This window comes from Pseudomonas fluorescens, from assembly GCF_900636825.1.
In the GTDB taxonomy this organism is placed as follows: domain Bacteria; phylum Pseudomonadota; class Gammaproteobacteria; order Pseudomonadales; family Pseudomonadaceae; genus Aquipseudomonas; species Aquipseudomonas fluorescens_BG.
The window spans coordinates 3,076,796-3,094,198 of the sequence record NZ_LR134318.1 but is presented as its reverse complement, the minus strand read 5'-3'; the positions used below and the strand labels follow the sequence as shown (position 1 = coordinate 3,094,198).

At 61.3% G+C, this 17,403-nt stretch carries 15 protein-coding genes; 8 read left to right on the top strand and 7 right to left on the bottom strand.

Annotated elements, in window-relative coordinates; genetic code table 11:
• The first annotated feature begins 11 nt into the window (after positions 1-11).
• Positions 12-1,196, top strand: a complete 1,185-nt coding sequence (locus EL257_RS13940; RefSeq protein WP_126363430.1) for an acetyl-CoA C-acyltransferase — start codon at positions 12-14, stop codon at positions 1,194-1,196.
• Between the two features lie 62 nt (positions 1,197-1,258).
• Here EL257_RS13940 and EL257_RS13935 read toward each other — a convergent pair whose 3' ends face one another.
• The 3 genes from EL257_RS13935 to EL257_RS13925 all read right to left on the bottom strand — a co-directional run bounded on the left by EL257_RS13935 (position 1,259) and on the right by EL257_RS13925 (position 4,764).
• On the bottom strand, positions 1,259-2,455 hold the full coding sequence (locus EL257_RS13935) for an MFS transporter (protein WP_126363429.1): 1,197 nt from the start codon (positions 2,453-2,455) through the stop codon (positions 1,259-1,261).
• Positions 2,456-2,774: 319 nt separating this feature from the next.
• Positions 2,775-3,959: a PAS domain-containing sensor histidine kinase gene (locus EL257_RS13930; protein ID WP_126363427.1), complete on the bottom strand. Its 1,185-nt coding sequence runs from the start codon at positions 3,957-3,959 to the stop codon at positions 2,775-2,777.
• Positions 3,949-4,764, bottom strand: coding sequence for an alpha/beta fold hydrolase (locus tag EL257_RS13925; RefSeq protein WP_126363425.1), 816 nt, complete (start codon positions 4,762-4,764; stop codon positions 3,949-3,951). Before EL257_RS13925 ends, EL257_RS13930 begins: the two co-directional genes overlap by 11 nt.
• A 343-nt stretch (positions 4,765-5,107) precedes the next feature.
• Here EL257_RS13925 and EL257_RS13920 point away from each other — a divergent pair, with 343 nt between their 5' ends.
• Positions 5,108-6,073: a LysR family transcriptional regulator gene (locus EL257_RS13920; protein WP_126363423.1), complete on the top strand. Its 966-nt coding sequence runs from the start codon at positions 5,108-5,110 to the stop codon at positions 6,071-6,073.
• Here EL257_RS13920 and EL257_RS13915 read toward each other — a convergent pair.
• The 4 genes from EL257_RS13915 to EL257_RS13900 form a co-directional block, all read right to left on the bottom strand.
• Positions 6,028-6,474 (bottom strand): GlcG/HbpS family heme-binding protein, encoded by a 447-nt coding sequence (locus EL257_RS13915; protein WP_126363421.1) that lies wholly within the window; start codon positions 6,472-6,474, stop codon positions 6,028-6,030. The two genes, EL257_RS13920 and EL257_RS13915, sit on opposite strands and share 46 nt — an antisense overlap.
• A gap of 11 nt (positions 6,475-6,485) precedes the next feature.
• Positions 6,486-7,835, bottom strand: coding sequence for a metal-dependent hydrolase family protein (locus EL257_RS13910; RefSeq protein ID WP_126363419.1), 1,350 nt, complete (start codon positions 7,833-7,835; stop codon positions 6,486-6,488).
• Positions 7,836-8,056: 221 nt separating this feature from the next.
• The gene (locus tag EL257_RS13905) at positions 8,057-9,214 is read right to left on the bottom strand and encodes an alpha/beta hydrolase family protein (protein WP_126363417.1); all 1,158 of its coding nucleotides are present in this window, start codon (positions 9,212-9,214) and stop codon (positions 8,057-8,059) included.
• A 59-nt stretch (positions 9,215-9,273) separates the two neighbouring features.
• Positions 9,274-10,236 carry a LysR substrate-binding domain-containing protein gene (locus tag EL257_RS13900; protein WP_126363414.1) on the bottom strand — a complete coding sequence of 321 codons (963 nt, stop codon included), beginning with the start codon at positions 10,234-10,236 and terminating at the stop codon, positions 9,274-9,276.
• Positions 10,237-10,496: 260 nt separating this feature from the next.
• Here EL257_RS13900 and EL257_RS13895 point away from each other — a divergent pair, with 260 nt between their 5' ends.
• From EL257_RS13895 to EL257_RS13870, 6 genes are all read left to right on the top strand, one after another.
• Positions 10,497-11,438, top strand: coding sequence for a VOC family protein (locus EL257_RS13895; protein ID WP_126363412.1), 942 nt, complete (start codon positions 10,497-10,499; stop codon positions 11,436-11,438).
• An 8-nt stretch (positions 11,439-11,446) separates the two neighbouring features.
• Positions 11,447-11,809 carry a Rieske (2Fe-2S) protein gene (locus tag EL257_RS13890; protein WP_126363409.1) on the top strand — a complete coding sequence of 121 codons (363 nt, stop codon included), beginning with the start codon at positions 11,447-11,449 and terminating at the stop codon, positions 11,807-11,809.
• Positions 11,810-11,943: 134 nt separating this feature from the next.
• A complete protein-coding gene (locus tag EL257_RS13885) occupies positions 11,944-13,080 on the top strand; it encodes an FAD-dependent oxidoreductase (RefSeq protein ID WP_126363407.1) in 1,137 nt (378 codons plus the stop codon).
• A gap of 58 nt (positions 13,081-13,138) precedes the next feature.
• Positions 13,139-14,836, top strand: coding sequence for a DUF1302 domain-containing protein (locus EL257_RS13880; RefSeq protein ID WP_126363405.1), 1,698 nt, complete (start codon positions 13,139-13,141; stop codon positions 14,834-14,836).
• Positions 14,837-14,848: 12 nt separating this feature from the next.
• Positions 14,849-16,237 carry a DUF1329 domain-containing protein gene (locus EL257_RS13875; protein WP_126363403.1) on the top strand — a complete coding sequence of 463 codons (1,389 nt, stop codon included), beginning with the start codon at positions 14,849-14,851 and terminating at the stop codon, positions 16,235-16,237.
• Between the two features lie 59 nt (positions 16,238-16,296).
• On the top strand, positions 16,297-17,400 hold the full coding sequence (locus tag EL257_RS13870; RefSeq protein WP_126363401.1) for a WD40/YVTN/BNR-like repeat-containing protein: 1,104 nt from the start codon (positions 16,297-16,299) through the stop codon (positions 17,398-17,400).
• The last annotated feature ends 3 nt before the right edge of the window (positions 17,401-17,403 follow it).

Below are 17,403 nucleotides of genomic sequence, written 5' to 3'. Positions count from 1 at the left end.
GATCTTGAACCATGAAAGATGCTGTGATTGTTTCCACCGCTCGCACGCCGATTGCCAAGGCCATGCGCGGCGCGTTCAATGATTTCAAGACGCCCAGCATGACGGCAATCGCCATTCGCGCAGCAGTCGAACGTGCCGGCATCGAGCCGGACCAGATTGAAGACCTGGTGCTGGGCACGGCCATGCAAAGCGGCACTGCAGCGATCAACCCCGCGCGTCTGTCGGCGCTGGCGGCCGGTCTGCCGGTGTCGGTGAGTGGGCAGACCGTCGACCGCCAATGCGCATCAGGCCTCATGGCAGTTGCCATCGCCGCCAAGCAAATCATCGTGGACGGCATGCAGGTGACCATCGGCGCCGGTCAGGAGCAGATCAGTCTTGTGCAATCGACTCACAATCGCCTAGCGAGCGAGGCATACGACGCCGCTGTGCTGCGCATGAACGAGCATGCCTACATGCCGATGTTGCAAACCGCCGAGCGAGTGGCCGCGCGCTACGGCATCAGTCGCGAGGCGCAAGACGCCTATGCGTTGCAGTCTCAGCAGCGCACCGCGGCGGCCCAGACCGCCGGCCTGTTTGCCGATGAAATCGTTGCGGTCACAGCACGCAAGAAGATCGTAAACCCGGAGGACGGTGCGGTCAGCCACGTGCAGGTCACGCTCACCCAGGATGAGGGCAATCGGCCCGCTACCGTTTTGGCGGATCTGCAAGGCCTCAAGCCAGTGATCGAAGGCGGCTGTGTCACCGCCGGCAATGCCAGCCAATTGTCTGACGGCGCCAGTGCGTGCGTATTGCTCGAAGGTGGCTTGGCGGCGCGTTTGCGAAGCGCGCCGTTAGGACTTTATCGCGGCATTGCGGTCGCCGGGCTGGCGCCGGAAGAAATGGGCATCGGACCGGTGTTGGCGGTGCCCAAATTGCTGCGTCAGCACGGTTTGACGGTCGACGATATCGGCTTGTGGGAGCTTAACGAAGCGTTCGCTTGCCAAGTGCTGTACTGCGCGTCGCGGCTTGGGATCGATCCGGCGAAGCTGAACGTCAACGGCGGCGCTATCTCGATCGGGCATCCCTACGGCATGAGCGGAGCGCGCATGGTTGGGCACGCGTTGCTGGAAGGAAAACGACGCGGGGTGAAGTTCGTCGTTGTGACCATGTGCGTCGGCGGTGGAATGGGCGCGGCGGGGTTGTTCGAGGTGTTGTGATGCAATAGCAGGCGGTCGATTCGGCTTCGAACCCCGCGCAATAGTCAGGCTATCGGATCGCCTCAAGCCGCCGCACCCGACTCGCTCAAATGCACTTCAGTTGCACCGCGTCCCGCCAGCCACGCCAGGCCAGAGGCCACAACCAACACGCCGGCGCTCAGCTCGAAGGTGGCTTTGTAACCGCTCAGATCGAACGCCAGGCCGCCGACCACCGCGCCGCCGGCGATGGCCAGTTGCACGATGGCGACGAGCATGCCGCCACCGGCTTCGGCATCATCCGGCAGCGTTTGCGCCAGCCATGTCCACCAGCCGACCGGCGCGGCCGTCGCGACCAGTCCCCAGCCGGCGAGCAACACGGCGGTCAGCATCGGCGATTGGCCAAAGTTGACCAGCGCCAACGCGATGCAGGCCATGATCAGCGGGATCACCGTCAGGGTGCGATAAAGGCCTTTGCCCATGAAGCGTTCGATCAGGAAGGTGCCGACAAACCCGGCAACGCCCAACCCCAGCAGCATCAACGACAGGGTCGAAACACTCACCCCGGTGACGATTTCGAGAAACGGCCGCAGGTAGGTAAACAGCATGAACTGCCCCATGAAAAATACGCTGACGGCGACCATGCCCAGCGCCACCGCTGGCTGGCGCATCAGGCGCAGGGCGTTGTTGTTGCCCGCGTTGCGTTCAGGTTTGAACGACGGAAGACTGATCAGCAACCACAGTGCAGCCAGCACCGCGACCGGTACCACGCAGAAAAACGCGCCGCGCCAGCCAATCAGCGAGCCGAGAAAACTGCCCGCCGGAGCGGCAATCACCGTTGCCAATGCGTTACCGCCGTTGACGATGGCCATCGCCCGGGAGACTTTTGCAGGCGGCACCAGACGCATTGCGGTCGCCGCCGATAATGACCAGAAACCGCCGATGGCTACGCCGATCAAGGCGCGTCCGAGCATGAAGGACGGATAACCCGGTGCGATCGCCACGACCGTCCCTGAGACAATCATCAGCAAGGTCAGGCCCAGCAGCAATTTCTTGCGCTCGACGCGAGCGGCAACCGATGCAATGACCAGGCTGGTGATCAATGCAAACGCGCCGGACACCGAAATACCCTGGCCCGCCTGGCCTTCGGTGATATGCAGGTCGGCGGCAATCGGCGTGAGCAGGCTGACCGGCATGAATTCTGAAGCGACCAGAGCGAATGCCGCCAACGACATGGCGAGCACGGCACTCCAGCCGCGTTTTTCTGAAGATGGAACAGTCATGGCAATACCTGTGGTGCAAAAACGTAAAGGGGTAGGGCGCGGAGTTTCATGCGATTGGCATTGGCTCCCGGTAACAGATCGACACATTCTCCCGGTCGATCTGCCCGTTCCCTAGTGCATTCCTGTTGAATGCTTGCCTGATTCTGCGAACGCTTGTGATATCACCCCTGTAGGAGCTGCCGAAGGCTGCGATCTTTTGATCTGCTTTTAAAAACAAAAATCAAAAGATCGCAGCCTTCGGCAGCTCCTACAGGGGGCGTCGGTTCTTTGCTGAGCCCCGCGCGATTGATGTCACTCATTCCCGAGAGCGTTGATGACTCTAGGCGACAGGGTATTCGGCGGCAGGGATATGGATGCTGAAGGTCGTACCGGTCGCTCGATCTGACGTCACCGCCACCCGACCGCCGTGGGCTCGCGCAATCTCACGAACGATAAACAGCCCAAGCCCGACACTGCGCCCGCCAATCTCCACATCCGTGCCTCTGTTCATCGGTTCAAACAGTGCAGCCATGGATTCAGCGGCAATTACCTCGCCGAAATTGTTCACCGAGACCACCATCTCATCGTCGCCGATTAGCGAAGCAACGGTGACCGGCTGTTGCAAGTCGCCGTAAGCGACAGCGTTGGACACCAGATTGCCAATCACCTGTTGGACTCGATCGCCATCCAGATAGGCATGACCGACTCCAGCGCTTTCATGATTGAGGGTGACATGGGGGTAGGTCACGCGCAGTTCTTCAACGCTGTGCAGGACCAACCGATGCAGATCGGTCGATGATCTGGACAGCGCAATGCCTTTGCCGGCTCTGACCAGGGCCAGGTCCAGCAGGTCGACGATCATGCGCTCGGCACGGTGCGCCGAGTGAGTGATGTGATGCAGCAGTTTCGCCTCTTTGGCGTTGCGCTCGCCCCGATTCAAGGCATCGGAGGCCAAACGAATCACCGTCAGCGGATTTTTCAGGTCATGACTGACAATCGTCACCATCTGTTCGGCAAACGAGGCGCGGCGCTGAGCCCCTTCGTAGGCGTCATTCAGTTCTGCCTGAGCGAGCCTGAGCGCGGCTTCGATTTCGACCTTTTCCCGCAGCAGGTTCTCTGCAGTCTTTCGCGAACTGAGCAGTTCGCGCTCGTATTTGTCCCGGTCAATGATGCTGAACAGCGCCAGTTCATAGATGACGCCGGTGGGGTACTCACGCCGCACGCCATTGAGCAGCACGGTGATAACGCGCCGATCTTGTTGCATCAGGTCCAGCTTGACCTCTGCCACAGATCCTTGCATGCGCATCAGAGGCGCCCAGTGCGTTTGGTGAAAAATGCGTCCACCAATCGTCAGCAGCTCCTGGAAACGGCGACCGATCAACGCGCCGCGTTCAATGCCAACCCAGTCGCTGAGCATTTGATTGCTGTAGAGAATCGTCCCGTCTTCTTTGGTCGTGACCAACCCGCACGGCGCGCTGTCGAGCAAGGTCCGCCAATCGGGCAGTGCCGGTGGCTCAGCTGGCATCGACGGCGACCCACGACGACAGATAAGTGTCCATCACCTCGGAACAGGCACTCGGCGCGCTCATGTGCGGGCAGTGGCCGATGTTGTCCACCAGGCAAAACGTGCTGTTGGGCAGCACGCTGTGCAGGTACTCGCCGACTTCGACTGGCGCGATGAAGTCTTCGGTGGACTGCAGGATCAGCACCGGCGTGGTCAGACCGATCAGGTCGTCACGGTTGTCCGACAGAAACGTCACCCTGGCAAATTGTTTGGCAATGTCGGGGTCGGTGCGGCAGAAGCTGTTGGTGAGTTCTTCCTTTTGCGCCGGTTGGCCTGAGTCGCCCATGATCATCGGGGCCATGGTGCTCGACCAGCCAAGGTAATTGCTCTCAAGGGTTTCGAGTAGCGAATGAATATCCTCGAGTTTGAAGCCGCCCACGTAGTCGCCCGAGTCGATGTAGCAAGGCGACGGCCCGACCATGACGTGCGCTGCGATCCGGTCGGGCACGAGTCGGTCAGCGATGGTGGCAATCATCGCGCTGACGGAGTGACTGACCAGAATCACCGGGCCAACTGCGTAGTGGTCGATGATTTCATTGAGGTCTGCAGCGTAACCCTTAAGGGACGCATACTTCTCGCGATCATAGGCGCGCAGATCGGATTGGCCGGCGCCGACCAGGTCATAAATCACGACTCTGAATTGCGCCGCGAAGTGATCGACGAGATAACGCCACATGGCCTGATCACAACCAAAGCCGTGGGAAAAAATCAGGGTGGCGGATCCGCTACCCATGACTTTCACATTATTACGTTGTTCGATACTCATGTGGACGTGCTTCCTGGACGTAGTGTCGCGCTGAGGAATGGACAGGATTGCTCCAGGTTGCGAGATGCTCGACGTGCGTCAGAGGAAGGCATCTTGGCGTGTGTCTTGATCCTTTCAAGGCACAGAGGCAGTAAGCACTGACCCGCCGCCGTGGTCGTTCGACCGAGGGCAAGGGGCATCAGTTCAAGGCGCGGCTGCATGGTTTCACGATACGGACAGGCGGTGTGAGTAAAATCGCATTGTCGTCGTGTATCTTCGCCGCCATGATCGAGGGTGCCTGGGATTCACTGTGACTTGTTAAACACCACTGCGCTCGAGCTATCCTTTTTTCAGGAAGTGATCCATGCGATATCGACGACTCGATCTGAACCTTTTGGTGGCGCTGGACGCCCTGTTGAGTGAGTGCAGCGTCAGCCGGGCGGCCGAGCGTTTGCACTTGGGGCAGTCGGCAACCAGTTCGGCGCTTGGACGCTTGCGCGAGCATTTCAACGATCCACTGCTGGTCGCGGTCGGCCGTCGTCTCGAGCCCACCGCGCTCGGCCTGCAACTGCTGCCGAAAGTGCGCGAGGCATTGGCGCTGACGCGGGAGATTGTCGACGCACCCGTGGACTTCGATCCGGCGACCTGCACGCGGGAGTTCACGCTGGTGGCCTCGGATTATGTGATTGGCGTATTGATGCCCGCGGTCAGTCGCGAACTGGCGCGCATTGCGCCGGGCGTGCGCCTGAGCCTGCGCGATCTGCCCGCGCCACGCGACGCCGATGTGGTCGGTGAGGCGCTCGATTATCGGCGCAGCGACTTCGCCGTGGTGCCCGAGCGGCGCCTGAATTCGGCTTATCCCCATGTGCCATTGATCAGCGACACGTTGTGCTGCGTCGTTTGCGCGCAACAGCCGCAATTTGCACAGGGTCTGGATCTTGCCGCTTACGGTGCAGCCGAGCATGTGGTGCGCGCCTTTGCCGACGGGCGAAATCTGGCGCTGGACGCCGAGTATCTGCAGCAGGCCGGTATCACTCGGCAGGTCGCGGTGTCGGTGGAAAGTTTTGCGTTGATTCCCGAATTCATCATTGGCACGCCGCGGATCGCCACGGTGTTTCGCCGTCAGGCCGAGCGCTTCGCTCAATGCTTTGATTTGCGCATTCTGCCCGCGCCGCTGAAGTTTCCCGAGGCGGTGCAAGTGCTGCAATGGCATCCGTATCAGGATCGCGATCCGGCGATCATGTGGTTTCGCAGCCTGCTGCTGGAGCAGGCTGCGCGGCTCGGTCAGCCGGTTGGCGCGTCACCCGTGTCGGCGTGCAAGCCGGCGTAAGCGATGGCTTGCACGGCGCACTGTTCGTCATTGTCTGAGGTGTCGCCGCTGATCCCGAGGGCACCGAGCAGCGCGCCCTCGGCATTGCGAATCAGCACGCCGCCCGGCACTGGAATCACTTCGCCGCTGCTGAGGCTGTTGATCGCGGCGAAAAATGCCGGCATCGCTTGCGCCCGTCGCGCGAGTTCGCGACCGCCAAAACCCATTCCCAGACAGCCCCGGGCCTTGCCGGTGGCGATTTGCGGGCGCAGATAACTGGCGCCTTCATCACGCAGCACCGCGAGCGGATGTCCCGCGGCGTCGAGCACGGCGGCGGCCATGGGTTTGAATCCGGCTTGCCGGGCGATATCGATGGCGCGGCTGGCTATGAGCGTCGCGGTGTTCAGGTCGATGCGTTGCATGTCGATAGTCCTCACAGCGCCCACTTGCCCAGTTGCGAAACGCGATCACGGGTGTACAGGTCGGTCCATTTCAGTGAATTGAAATCCGAGACTTGCTTTGGGTTATAGGGGCTGCGTTCCAGGCGCACCGGTTGCCCGGCCTTGTACACGGCCTTGATGCGCGCGCGATCCTGGAGGATGCGAATGTCGTGCAGCGGCGAGCCATCAAGCAGCAGAAAATCCGCCTGCTTGCCGACTTCCAGCGTGCCCAGGGTTTCACCGCGCGGCATGCAGCGCGCGCCGACCGCTGTGGCGGCATGCAGTGCTTGCGCCGGAGTGAATCCGAGGCGGGTGACGAGCAACTCGAGCTCGCGCGCATGCCACTCCCCATAAGGCGTCACGGCGAAACCGCTGTCGCTGCCGCAGGCGAATGGCACACCAGCCGCTTTCGCGCGTTTGAGCACCGCCGAACCGATGTCCAGCGTGCGTGCGCAGTAACCTGCGTAACCGGTGGTGATTGCCGGATCATGCGGCTGGCAGAAATCCACGGTGTTTTGCGGAAACGTCATCGTCGGCGCCAGAATACTGCCGGCCTCGAGCAACGCTTCGATGCAGGCGTCATCCATGTAGAAGCCATGAAAAACCAGATCAACTTTTGCTTGAGCCGCGTAGAGCACGGCTTCGCGGCCGTATGCGTGGGTGGCGACTTTGCAGCCGAGACGGTGCGCTTCATCGACCATTTCGCGGGTTTCATCGGCGGTAAACGCGGCGATGATCTCGCCATCGGGTCGCCGGTGGGTGCCGTCCATGGCGATCTTGATCAGGTCAACGCCGTCCTTCGCCTGCTTGCGGATTTCCGCCAGGGCTTCGCTGCGGCTGGTGACGAGGCGGGCGGTGAAAAACTCCGGCGCGCCCATGCGGCTCGGGAACCAGTCATTGAGGCTTTGGCGGTTGGTAATGACCCGACTGCTCGCGGCAATGCGCGGCCCTTCAAACAAACCGGCGCCGATGGCGTTGCGCACAGCGATGCTCAGCTGGCCGCTGTCGCCGGGACAAACCATGCTGGTCACGCCCGCCGCGAGCACATGCTGAGCGAAGAACATGCCGCGCAGCGCACGAAACTCGTCGCTGGTCCAGATATCGATGTCTTCTTCACTCTGCGCATTGCCGAACGCCAGGTGGGTATGCACATCCACCAGGCCTGGCATCACAAAGTGATCACCGGCATCGATGACCGTATCGCCGGCGATGGGTTGCGGCGCCGAGCCGGTAGGGCCGACGTAGGTAAACACACCGTTTTGGATGGCCAGGGTTTGCTGCTGACGGGTCTGCAGACCGGTGCCGTCAAACAGGGTCTGGCATTTCAGATGCAGGGTAGTCATGGTGATTTCGCTTTGTTGTGGTTATGCAAAGCGAGGCTAAGGCGAGGGGAGCGGCGCGAACAGCAGATTGCATCGATGGGCGAGTATTGACGCGGTCAATGGCTGCGCAGGGGCCACGCGAGTTTTTCGTAGGAGCTGACGAGTGCAACGAGGCTGCGATCTTTTGATCCTGGAAAGCAGCCTCGCTGCGATCGTCAGTTCCTGCAAGGGACTTTGACGCGTTACGCGGTGCGGCCGTTCAGGGTTTCTGCCACCCAGTCGGCGATGTAATGGCCGGCGTTGATGCTGTTGTCGAAGCTCGAATGCTGCACGCCGCCTTCGCGTTCGGTGAAGATTTTCAATTCGCATTTCGGGCTGTTGACCAGTTGCTCATAAGTGCGATGCGCCCACTTCAACGGAATTTGCGAGTCCTGTTCACCGTGCGTCACCAGGAACGGCACTTTGATCCGGTCCAGCACACCGTCGAGGTGGACGTTTTCGGCGATGCCCATGAATTCTTCGACATTCTTGGCGCCCCAGACCCAGCAAACGTGCGCCCAGTAATGCGGGACCGGGAAGCTGCCTTCCTTTTCCAGTCGACGCTTCTGCACATCGCGCCAGTCGTGGTTCGCGCCCCACACTACGCCGCAGGCGAAGCGCGGTTCGAACGCCACCGCGCGCGGGCAGTAGTAACCTCCCAGCGACACACCTTCGAGGCCGATGCGTTTTGCATCGACGTCATCACGGGTCTCCAGCCAATCCACCACACGACTGGCCCAGTGCTCACTGTCGAAGCGCGCCGTCAAACCATGCAAACGCAACGCTTCACCGGTGCCCGGCTGGTCGACGATCAGTGACGAAATGCCACGTTTCGCCAACCACGCCGGCAAGCCCACGCGATATTTCATTTCCTTGGTCGAATCGAGGCCGTTGACCTGCACCAGAATCGGCGCCGGCCCCTCGACACCTTCGGCGCGCACCAGCAGTCCCGAAAGATGCTTGCCTTCATAGGGGATTTCAACGCGCTCGCAGTTCTCCCGCGACAGTTCGATGCCACGCTTGAACGTCTGCAGAAAGCGTTGATACAGCTCGGTGCGACCCGCCGCGCCGTGGGCTTGCAGGCGTTCGCAGGTGAGGTAATAGGTCGCGGCGCGGTTGTATTTTTCGCCGGCAGACAGCATTCGGCCATTGCCTTCATCTTCCTCGGCGAGGCCGCAGAGCTTGTCGGCCATTTTCGCCCAGGTCTCGCGGAAGGCCTTGGTACCGGCGGCGTCCGGCTGTTTGGCGGCTTCTTGCAACGGCGCGCACATCTCCTCGATCTCACCCATGCGGGCGCCCATTTCGATGGCCAGGTCGACAGAAAGATTCCAAACGTAATTGGTCGGGAAGTAGCGGAACATGATTATTGTTGTCCTTGTGGTTGCCTTGGCATTCACCAGGCACGTTAAGGATCACCCGACTAATTGGCCAATCGTGACGGCGGATACGAGGTATCGCGGGAGCCGATGGGCGCGTGCTGCAAATGCTGGATGGACTCGCTGATGCGTTCACGCAACCAGCGGTGCATCGGGTCTCCGTCGACGCTGCGATGCCACAGCATGTACTCGCGCATGACCGGGATTTTTACCGGCGGCGGCAGGATGCGCAGCGGCAAATAGTCCGCATAGAGATTGGCCAGGCGCTGGTGCATCGTGGCGATGCGCTGCGTGCCGACGATCAGTTGCGGCAAAGTATTGAAGTCGCTGGTGATCACCTCCAGACGGCGATTGAAACCGTACTGATTCATGAACCATTCTTCGATGCTCATGTGCCGCGTGCGCCCGAAACCCACCGAGACATGGCCCATTTCCATGTACTGCTCAAGCGTCAGGCTAGCGCCGATTTGCGTGTTGCCTTGCCACACCACGCAGACGTGTTCTTCTTCGAACAACAGGCGCGAAGGATGGCCGTCAATGATGTAACGCTCGGGCACGATCATGAGGTCGACTTCGCCGCGAACGAGCAATTCCCCGGAGTTGTCGCTCGGCCCGAGCATCTCGAAAGTGATGTTCGGCGCTTGCTGATGAATGCTCTGGATGACCTGCGCGAAGAGCACGCTGATCAGGTAGTCCGAGGTCACCAGACGAAAGTGCCGCTTGCTGGTCGCGGGGTCGAACACCGGTTTGGCAGTAATCGAAGACTGAATCGTCAACAACACCTCACGCACGGGTTTTGCCAGTTCCGTGGCATACGGCGTGGGCTGCATTTTGCGCCCGACCTGCACCAGCAATTCGTCCTCGAAATAGGTGCGCAAGCGCCCAAGCACGCCGCTGGTGGCGGACTGGGTCATGTGCAGGCGTTCGGCAGCGCGGGTGATGTTCTGCTCTTCGAGCAACACATCGAGCGCCACCAGCAGGTTCAGGTCCAGGTGGTTGAAACGCATGGGCAGGATCCGTTTGTTGTATTTATTTTGGCAATACATTCGAACGAATCCATCTGCGCGTCAACCTTCGTCGCAGGTATCGCGTTTGCCGATAGGTCGCATCCTGACTCGCGATTAGTCAGCTGCCGACCCTTGCGCCAATCTTCGCCGCAGTCGGCCTACAGCCGCCGACACCACCACCGGTTTCCAGCCTGACCCGACGCCTGCACGGCGCTCGCGGCAGCGGTTACCGGATCATAATTTCAATGGAGTGGTAAGCCATGAACATCATTGGCCTTGATGCCCTGATCTTTGGCGTCGATGACATCCAAGCCTGCACCGATTGCCTGCGCGACTACGGCCTGACGCCGGTCAACGTCACTAACGAGGGCGGGCGTTTCGAAGCACTGGACGGCACCGCGGTAATCATCCGTCGCGCCGACGATCCTGATTTACCCGCGCCAATCGGCCCGGCACCGTCGATTCGTGAAACCGTTTACGGCGTTGCTGCGAGCAGCGATCTGGATGCCATCGAAGATGAACTCGCCCGTGACCGTCCGGTGCGCCGCGATCAACACGGTGTGCTGCACAGTGTTGACGACATGGGGTTTGCGATTGCTTTCCAAGTCACCGTGCGCAAGCCCTACAACGCCCCGGATGACCTGAGCAACGCCGCCGGCCATGCTCCGCAACGGCCACTCAACCAGCCCGGCATCACCCTCGACATGCAAGCGATTCCGCGCACTTTGTCGCACGTGGTGTATTTCGTTCCCGATGCGGCCAAAGCCGAGGCGTTCTATGCGCAGCGCCTGGGTTTCCGCACCACCGACACGTTTATCGGCGCCGGACCGTTCATGCGTCCGGCCGGCTCTGACGACCACCATTGCCTGTTCATGATCCAGACGCCGCCGCACATGAAAGGCTGCGAACACTTCACCTTTCACATGGGTAGCGGCACCGAAGTGCTGCTGGCCGGCACCCGTTTCGAGCAGAAGGGCTGGACCAGTTTCTGGGGGCCGGGCCGTCACCTGTTTGGTTCGAACTGGTTCTGGTACTTCAACAGTCCGCTGGGCTGCCACATCGAATACGACGCCGACATGGACAAGCACGATGACGCTTGGGAAGCCCGGCGCGCGCCGCTGTCGGCGGACAACTCGCAGCTGTTCCTGTTTACCAGCAAGGAAAAATGGGCACCCGGCGGCCCGCCACCGAAGCTGGGTTGAGTCGGGAAATGAGTGAACGCGAGTGGCCGCTGTGCCGGCTGGATGAACTGGCCGAAGGGCAGGCGCGTGGATTCGATCCGTTGCAGCAGGGCCGCGACAGTCTGTTTGCCCTGCGCCATGGCGGTGAGGTGCGGATTTATCGCAATTCCTGCCCGCATCTGGACGTGCGCCTGGAGTATCGCAAGGATCGTTTTCTGTCCGCCGATGCGCAGTTGATCGTCTGTTACGCCCATGGCGCGCAGTTTCTCCCGGCTACCGGCGAATGCGTCTACGGCCCGTGTCTCGGGCAATCGTTGCAGGCGCTGCCGTGGCGGGCGCAGGACGGCTGGTTGCTGGTGCAGTTGCCGCAACCGGTGCCGCTGCCCGGATAAATCGAGGTATCGCGTACGGCGATACATCGCATCCTTACTCGCGATTAGTCAAATCCCTGCTTTGCCGGGAAGCTTCACCTAACGACGCAGTGCCCGACGCTGCTTCGATCACAAGAATAAAAAGAGAGAACACCATGAGTGCAGTGAGCAACGTTCTGATCGTGGGCGGTGGTATCGGCGGCTTGTGTGCGGCCATCGCCTTGCGGCGTAAAGGTATCGAGGTCGAGCTGATCGAGCTCAAGTCCGAATGGACAGTCTATGGCGTCGGGATTATTCAACAGAGCAACGTCGTCCGCGAGATGGCCAAACTTGGCGTACTCGACGGCTATCTTGATGCTGCGTACGCCTTTGAAGACGTGGCCATTTACGGCCCGGGCGGGCAGCAACTGGCGCGCATTCCGGGGCAGCGTCTGGCCGGTCCGCAGTATCCGGCCAACGTCGGCATTTCGCGTCTGGCCCTGCACAAGGTGCTCAGCGAAACCGCCCTCAGCCTTGGCGCAAAAGTGCGGCTGGGCCTGAGCGTCGAAACGCTGGACGACAACGGCCAGCAAGTCGATGTGCTGTTTACTGACGGCAGCCAAGGTGTCTACGACCTGGTGGTCGGTGCCGACGGTCTGTTCTCGAAAGTGCGCAGCCTGGTTTTCGGCGATACCTACACCCCGCGTTTTACCGGGCAATCGGTGTGGCGCTACAACTTCCCCCGCGCACCGCAGATCGATCACCTGGCCAACTATCAAAGCGCCGAAGGCAACGCCGGGCTGGTGCCGCTGGCCGGTGATTTGATGTACATGTTCCTGACCTCCCACGAGCCGTCCAACCCATGGATGGACCCCGCCGATCTCGCACCGCAGATGCGCCAACGCTTGCAAGGTTTCACCGGCCTGATTGGCGAACTGCGTGAGCAAATTACCGACAGCCGCCAAGTCGTCTACAAGCCGATGGAAGTGGTGTTCGTCGATGAGCCGTGGCATCGCGGTCGCGTGCTGCTGATCGGCGACGCGGCCCACGCCACTACGCCACATTTGGGGCAGGGCGCCGGCATGGCCATCGAGGACGCAATCGTGTTGAGCGAAGAGCTCACCCGCGATACATCTGCCGCCAGCAGTGTCGAGGCGCAATTGCAGCGCTTCATGGCGCGGCGTTTCGAGCGCTGCAAATACATCAGCGAAAGCTCGGTGCTCGCCGGCGACAAGGAGATGCAGCACGACCGCAGCTTCGATCGCATCGGTCTGGTCAAGCAAATGCTCGCGCGCACGGCGGAGCCTATCTAAGCGCTCACTGCCGACTGATCCACAGCAGTTACCACTATAAAAACAAGAGGTTAACGCGATGGTTAGTTCTACGACTGCGGCGCTCGCGCGTCGCCGGGTCTGCTCGTCTGCACCCTTTGGTTTGAGCGTCGCCGCCGTGCTGGTGCTGTGCAGCCAGGCGGCCCAGGCGTTTGATATCGACACCGGTAATCCGGATTTCAAGTTGCGCTGGGATAACACGGTCAAGTACAGCGCCGCGTGGCGCACGCAAAATCCGAGCAGCAAATTGACCAAAGGCCAGGTCGCGCTCAATCAGGACGATGGTGATCGTGCGTTCAAGAAAGGCCTGATTTCCAGTCGGACCGACATCCTTTCCGAGCTGGACCTGTCGTACCGGGAATTCGGCGCGCGCTTGAGCGGCGCGGGTTGGTATGACAGCGAATACCAGGACGACAACGACAACAACGATCCGTCCCGTGCCAACGCGCGTTCGGTGGGCTACAACGAGTTCACCGATGATACCCGTCATCTGCATGGCGGTGATGGTGAAATCCTTGATGCCTTCGTTTACTGGAACGGTGAACTGGCCGAGCGGGCCACTTCGGTGCGCGCCGGCCGCCACGGGTTGATCTGGGGCGAAAGCCTGTTCTTCGGCGCCAACGGCATTGCGGGCGGCATGGCCCCGGTCGATGTGGTCAAGGCGCAATCGGTGCCGAACACCCAGTTCAAGGAAATCACCCGTCCGGTCAATCAACTCTCGGGTACTTTCCAGTTAACCGACGACGTCTCGCTCGGCGGCTACTACCAACTGGATTGGGAAGAGACGCGGCTGCCAGCGGCCGGCAGTTATTTTTCCACCAGCGACACCATCGGCGAAGGCAACGAGCGCTTGATCGTCGGCGCGCCGTTCCCGGCGTTTCTCGGCGGCAACCCGGCGAGCCCGGCGGCGTTCTTCCATGGCAATGATAAGGAAGCACGCAGTTCGGGGCAGGGCGGGTTGCAATTGAAGTACAGCGCCGAGAGCGTCGATTACGGCCTCTACGCGATCCAGTACCACGACAAGACGCCCAAGCTTTACCTGAAACCTTCGGCCGGCGCGCCGAACTTCAGCACCGGGCAGATCGGCGAGTACTACTGGGTCTACCCGGAAGACATCCGCGCCCTTGGCGCCAGCTTCTCCACGACGATGGAGGAGTACAGCTTCGCCGGCGAAGCGTCGATGCGCTGGAACATGCCGCTGGTGTCCAACGGCCAAACGGTATTGCCGGGGATGGTCGCCGACAACGATGACGACGCGTTGTACGCGGTCGGTCGCACCGCGCACATCAACCTCAACGTGATCGCCTCGTTCGGCCCCAACTTTCTCGCCCGCGAATCCGGGCTGGTCGGTGAAGTCGCGTGGAACCGCTTGCTCAGCGTGACCAAAAACCGCGCCGCGCTCGACCCCAACGCCACCGACGACGGCCTCGGTTTCAAACTGGTGTACACGCCGACCTATCGCCAGTTCTTCTCCGGCGTCGATATCAGCATTCCGGTGGGCGTCAGCTACTTCCCCTTGGGCAAATCGGCGGTGGTCAGCTCGTTCGGCCCGGACAACGGCGGCGACTTCAACATCGGCATCACCGCCACCTACCTCGACCGAGTCACTGCCGGCCTGACCTACACGCATTACTACGGCGCCGAGGACACCAATCTCAATGGCCTCAGCCAGTTCAATTACAAGCAATCGCTGAAGGATCGGGATTACCTGGCCTTTTCCGTCAAGACCACGTTTTAAGAGGACTTGCGCATGACTTTTGATTCCCACAACCGCACGCCACGGCTCAAGGCGTTGTGCTTTGCACTGCTCGGAACACTGACCGTCCTGAGCCAGGGCGCGACCGCAGCCACGGCCGAAGAAGCGGCGAAACTGTCAACGACGCTGACGCCGATGGGCGCCGAGCGCGCCGGCAATGCCGACGGCAGCATTCCGGCCTGGCAGGGCGGTTACACCAAGGTTGATCCAGCGTACAAACCGGGCGGCAAGCGCAGCGACCCCTTCGCGGCAGACAAACCGCTGTTCAGCATTACCTCGAAAAATCTCGCGCAGTACGCTGGCAAACTCAGCGACGGCACCAAGGAAATGTTCAAACGTTTCCCGGACAGCTACCGCATCGACGTGTATCCGACCCGGCGTTCGGCCGCCGCGCCGCAGTGGGTGTACGACAACACCCTGAAAAACGCCACCCGTGCGAAGCTGGTTGACAGCAGCGCCGGGCCAGTCCCGGAAGGCGCGTTCGGCGGCATCCCGTTTCCGATCCCGCGCAACGGCGCCGAGGCCATGTGGAACCATGTGCTGAACTGGCGCGGCACGTCGCTGGCCATGCACTTCCGCCATTACCTGATGACCGCTGACGGCAAATCGGTGATGACCACTGACGGCCAGGCGATTCAGGACATGCCGTATTACTACCAGGACGGTTCGCCCGAGACGTTCGCCGGTGATTACTGGCTGTTCCGCTTGCTCAACGTCGGCCCGCCGCTGCGCGCCGGTGAACAGATCATGGGCCGCACCAACATCAACGGCGACAAGTCGCAGGCTCACGTTTACCTGACCGGACAGCGCCGCGTGCGCAAGTTGCCGAACGCCTGCTGCGACACGCCGACACCGGCCACCGCCGGGGTGATGTCGTTCGATGAATTGAGCGTGTTTCAAGGGCGCATGGATCGCTTCAACTGGAAACTGGTCGGCAAGCAGGAAATGTACATCCCGTACAACGCCAACAAAGTCCTCACCGCCAACAAGCCCGAAGACCTGTTTTCCGCGCATCACATGAACCCCGATTACGTGCGCTGGGAGCTGCATCGCGTCTGGGTGGTCGACGCCGAACTGGCACCGGGCAAGCGTCACCAATTGCCGAAGGGCCGCTATTACCTCGACGAAGACACCTGGCAAGCAATGCTCGGCGATCGCTGGGACGCCAACGGCCAACTGGCCAAAACCCTGTGGTCACTGCCGGCCGTGCTGCCGGATCTGCCGGCGCAGGCGCAGCTGTCCTCGGGTTTCTATGACCTGACGTCCGGCGCCTGGTTTATCCAGAACGTCTACACCGGCCTGCCCGAGCAATACGGCGTGGTCGATCGCTACAAGGCTTCGGAATTCTCGCCTGCGGCGATGGCGGGTGCCGGGGTTCGTTGAATCGGGCCGGGTCGCGGCGCACGTCGCGATCCGGTTTCACAGGTGGTTTCGAGGTCGGTATGAACAGAATCTGTCAGTTGGCCGGGCGTGTGCTGGTAGGGCTGGCGATGCCGTGGGTGCTACCCATGAGCCAGGCCCACGCCGCTGCTGTCGGCGCTGTATTGAACACCCCGGCGATGCCCGCGCCACAGGCCCGGCAAGCGGTATTGCTGGATCTGGCGCGAGCCGGCGCACGCTTGGTCGCGGTCGGCGAGCGCGGCATCGTTTTGCTTTCCGATGACAACGGCAGCAATTGGCGTCAGGCCCAAGTGCCGGTTTCCGTGACGCTCACCGCGGTGCAGTTTGTCGATGCGAATACCGGTTGGGCAGTCGGTCATGCCGGCGCCGTGCTGATGTCCCGTGACGGTGGCGAAAACTGGAGCCTGCAACTTGACGGCAACCGCGCGGCGCAACTCGAATTGCACGCCGCACGCGAGCAATCGTCAGGTGCGGCAGACGCTGACGCAGCGGCGGCGCGCGTGCAGACCGCTGAACGCATGGTCAACGAAGGCGCCGACAAACCGTTTCTTGCACTCAGGTTCACTGACGCCCGCCACGGCTTGATCGTCGGCGCCTACGGCCTGGCCTTTGCAACCGCTGACGGTGGCGTCAGTTGGCACTCGTTGATGGGCGGTATCGACAACCCGATGGGCGCGCATCTGTATGCCATTGCCGAGCAAGGTCAGCGTTGGTTTATCGCCGGCGAGCAAGGGTATCTGGCTCGATCCGATGACGGCGGACAATCTTTCGCCGCGCTCGACAGCCCTTACAGCGGAAGCTTCTTCGCCCTGCAAGTGCGCGAGGACGGCACATTGCTGGCGGCCGGGCTGAAGGGCAACGCTTTCATCTCCACCGACGCCGGCACCAGCTTCGCTCCGGCTCCCGTGCCGGTGCCGGTGTCTTTCAGCGATGCGATCCGCACCGCCGACGGCCAGTTGCTGTTGGTCAATCAGGGCGGGGCAATGTTTCGCACCACTGCAGACAGCCAAGCGCTACAGCCTTACGGCAAACCCTTGGGCAAACCGGTCGCCAGCATCGTGCAGGCTGCCGACGGCAGTCTGGTCGCCGCCGGGTTCACCGGTCTGACGCGCCTGGCGTCGCCCACCGCAATTGCTTCGGAGTGAGGT

Bases quoted from the DNA above. Each gene is read 5' to 3' on its own strand.
- EL257_RS13890 (WP_126363409.1), top strand. From the start codon at position 11,447: ATGAGTGAACGCGAGTGGCCGCTGTGCCGGCTGGATGAACTGGCCGAA.
- EL257_RS13895 (WP_126363412.1), top strand. From the start codon at position 10,497: ATGAACATCATTGGCCTTGATGCCCTGATCTTTGGCGTCGATGACATC.
- EL257_RS13885 (WP_126363407.1), top strand. From the start codon at position 11,944: ATGAGTGCAGTGAGCAACGTTCTGATCGTGGGCGGTGGTATCGGCGGC.
- EL257_RS13875 (WP_126363403.1), top strand. From the start codon at position 14,849: ATGACTTTTGATTCCCACAACCGCACGCCACGGCTCAAGGCGTTGTGC.
- EL257_RS13930 (WP_126363427.1), bottom strand. From the start codon at position 3,959: ATGCCAGCTGAGCCACCGGCACTGCCCGATTGGCGGACCTTGCTCGAC.
- EL257_RS13900 (WP_126363414.1), bottom strand. From the start codon at position 10,236: ATGCGTTTCAACCACCTGGACCTGAACCTGCTGGTGGCGCTCGATGTG.
- EL257_RS13920 (WP_126363423.1), top strand. From the start codon at position 5,108: ATGCGATATCGACGACTCGATCTGAACCTTTTGGTGGCGCTGGACGCC.
- EL257_RS13935 (WP_126363429.1), bottom strand. From the start codon at position 2,455: ATGACTGTTCCATCTTCAGAAAAACGCGGCTGGAGTGCCGTGCTCGCC.
- EL257_RS13925 (WP_126363425.1), bottom strand. From the start codon at position 4,764: ATGAGTATCGAACAACGTAATAATGTGAAAGTCATGGGTAGCGGATCC.
- EL257_RS13940 (WP_126363430.1), top strand. From the start codon at position 12: ATGAAAGATGCTGTGATTGTTTCCACCGCTCGCACGCCGATTGCCAAG.
- EL257_RS13915 (WP_126363421.1), bottom strand. From the start codon at position 6,474: ATGCAACGCATCGACCTGAACACCGCGACGCTCATAGCCAGCCGCGCC.
- EL257_RS13870 (WP_126363401.1), top strand. From the start codon at position 16,297: ATGAACAGAATCTGTCAGTTGGCCGGGCGTGTGCTGGTAGGGCTGGCG.
- EL257_RS13880 (WP_126363405.1), top strand. From the start codon at position 13,139: ATGGTTAGTTCTACGACTGCGGCGCTCGCGCGTCGCCGGGTCTGCTCG.
- EL257_RS13910 (WP_126363419.1), bottom strand. From the start codon at position 7,835: ATGACTACCCTGCATCTGAAATGCCAGACCCTGTTTGACGGCACCGGT.
- EL257_RS13905 (WP_126363417.1), bottom strand. From the start codon at position 9,214: ATGTTCCGCTACTTCCCGACCAATTACGTTTGGAATCTTTCTGTCGAC.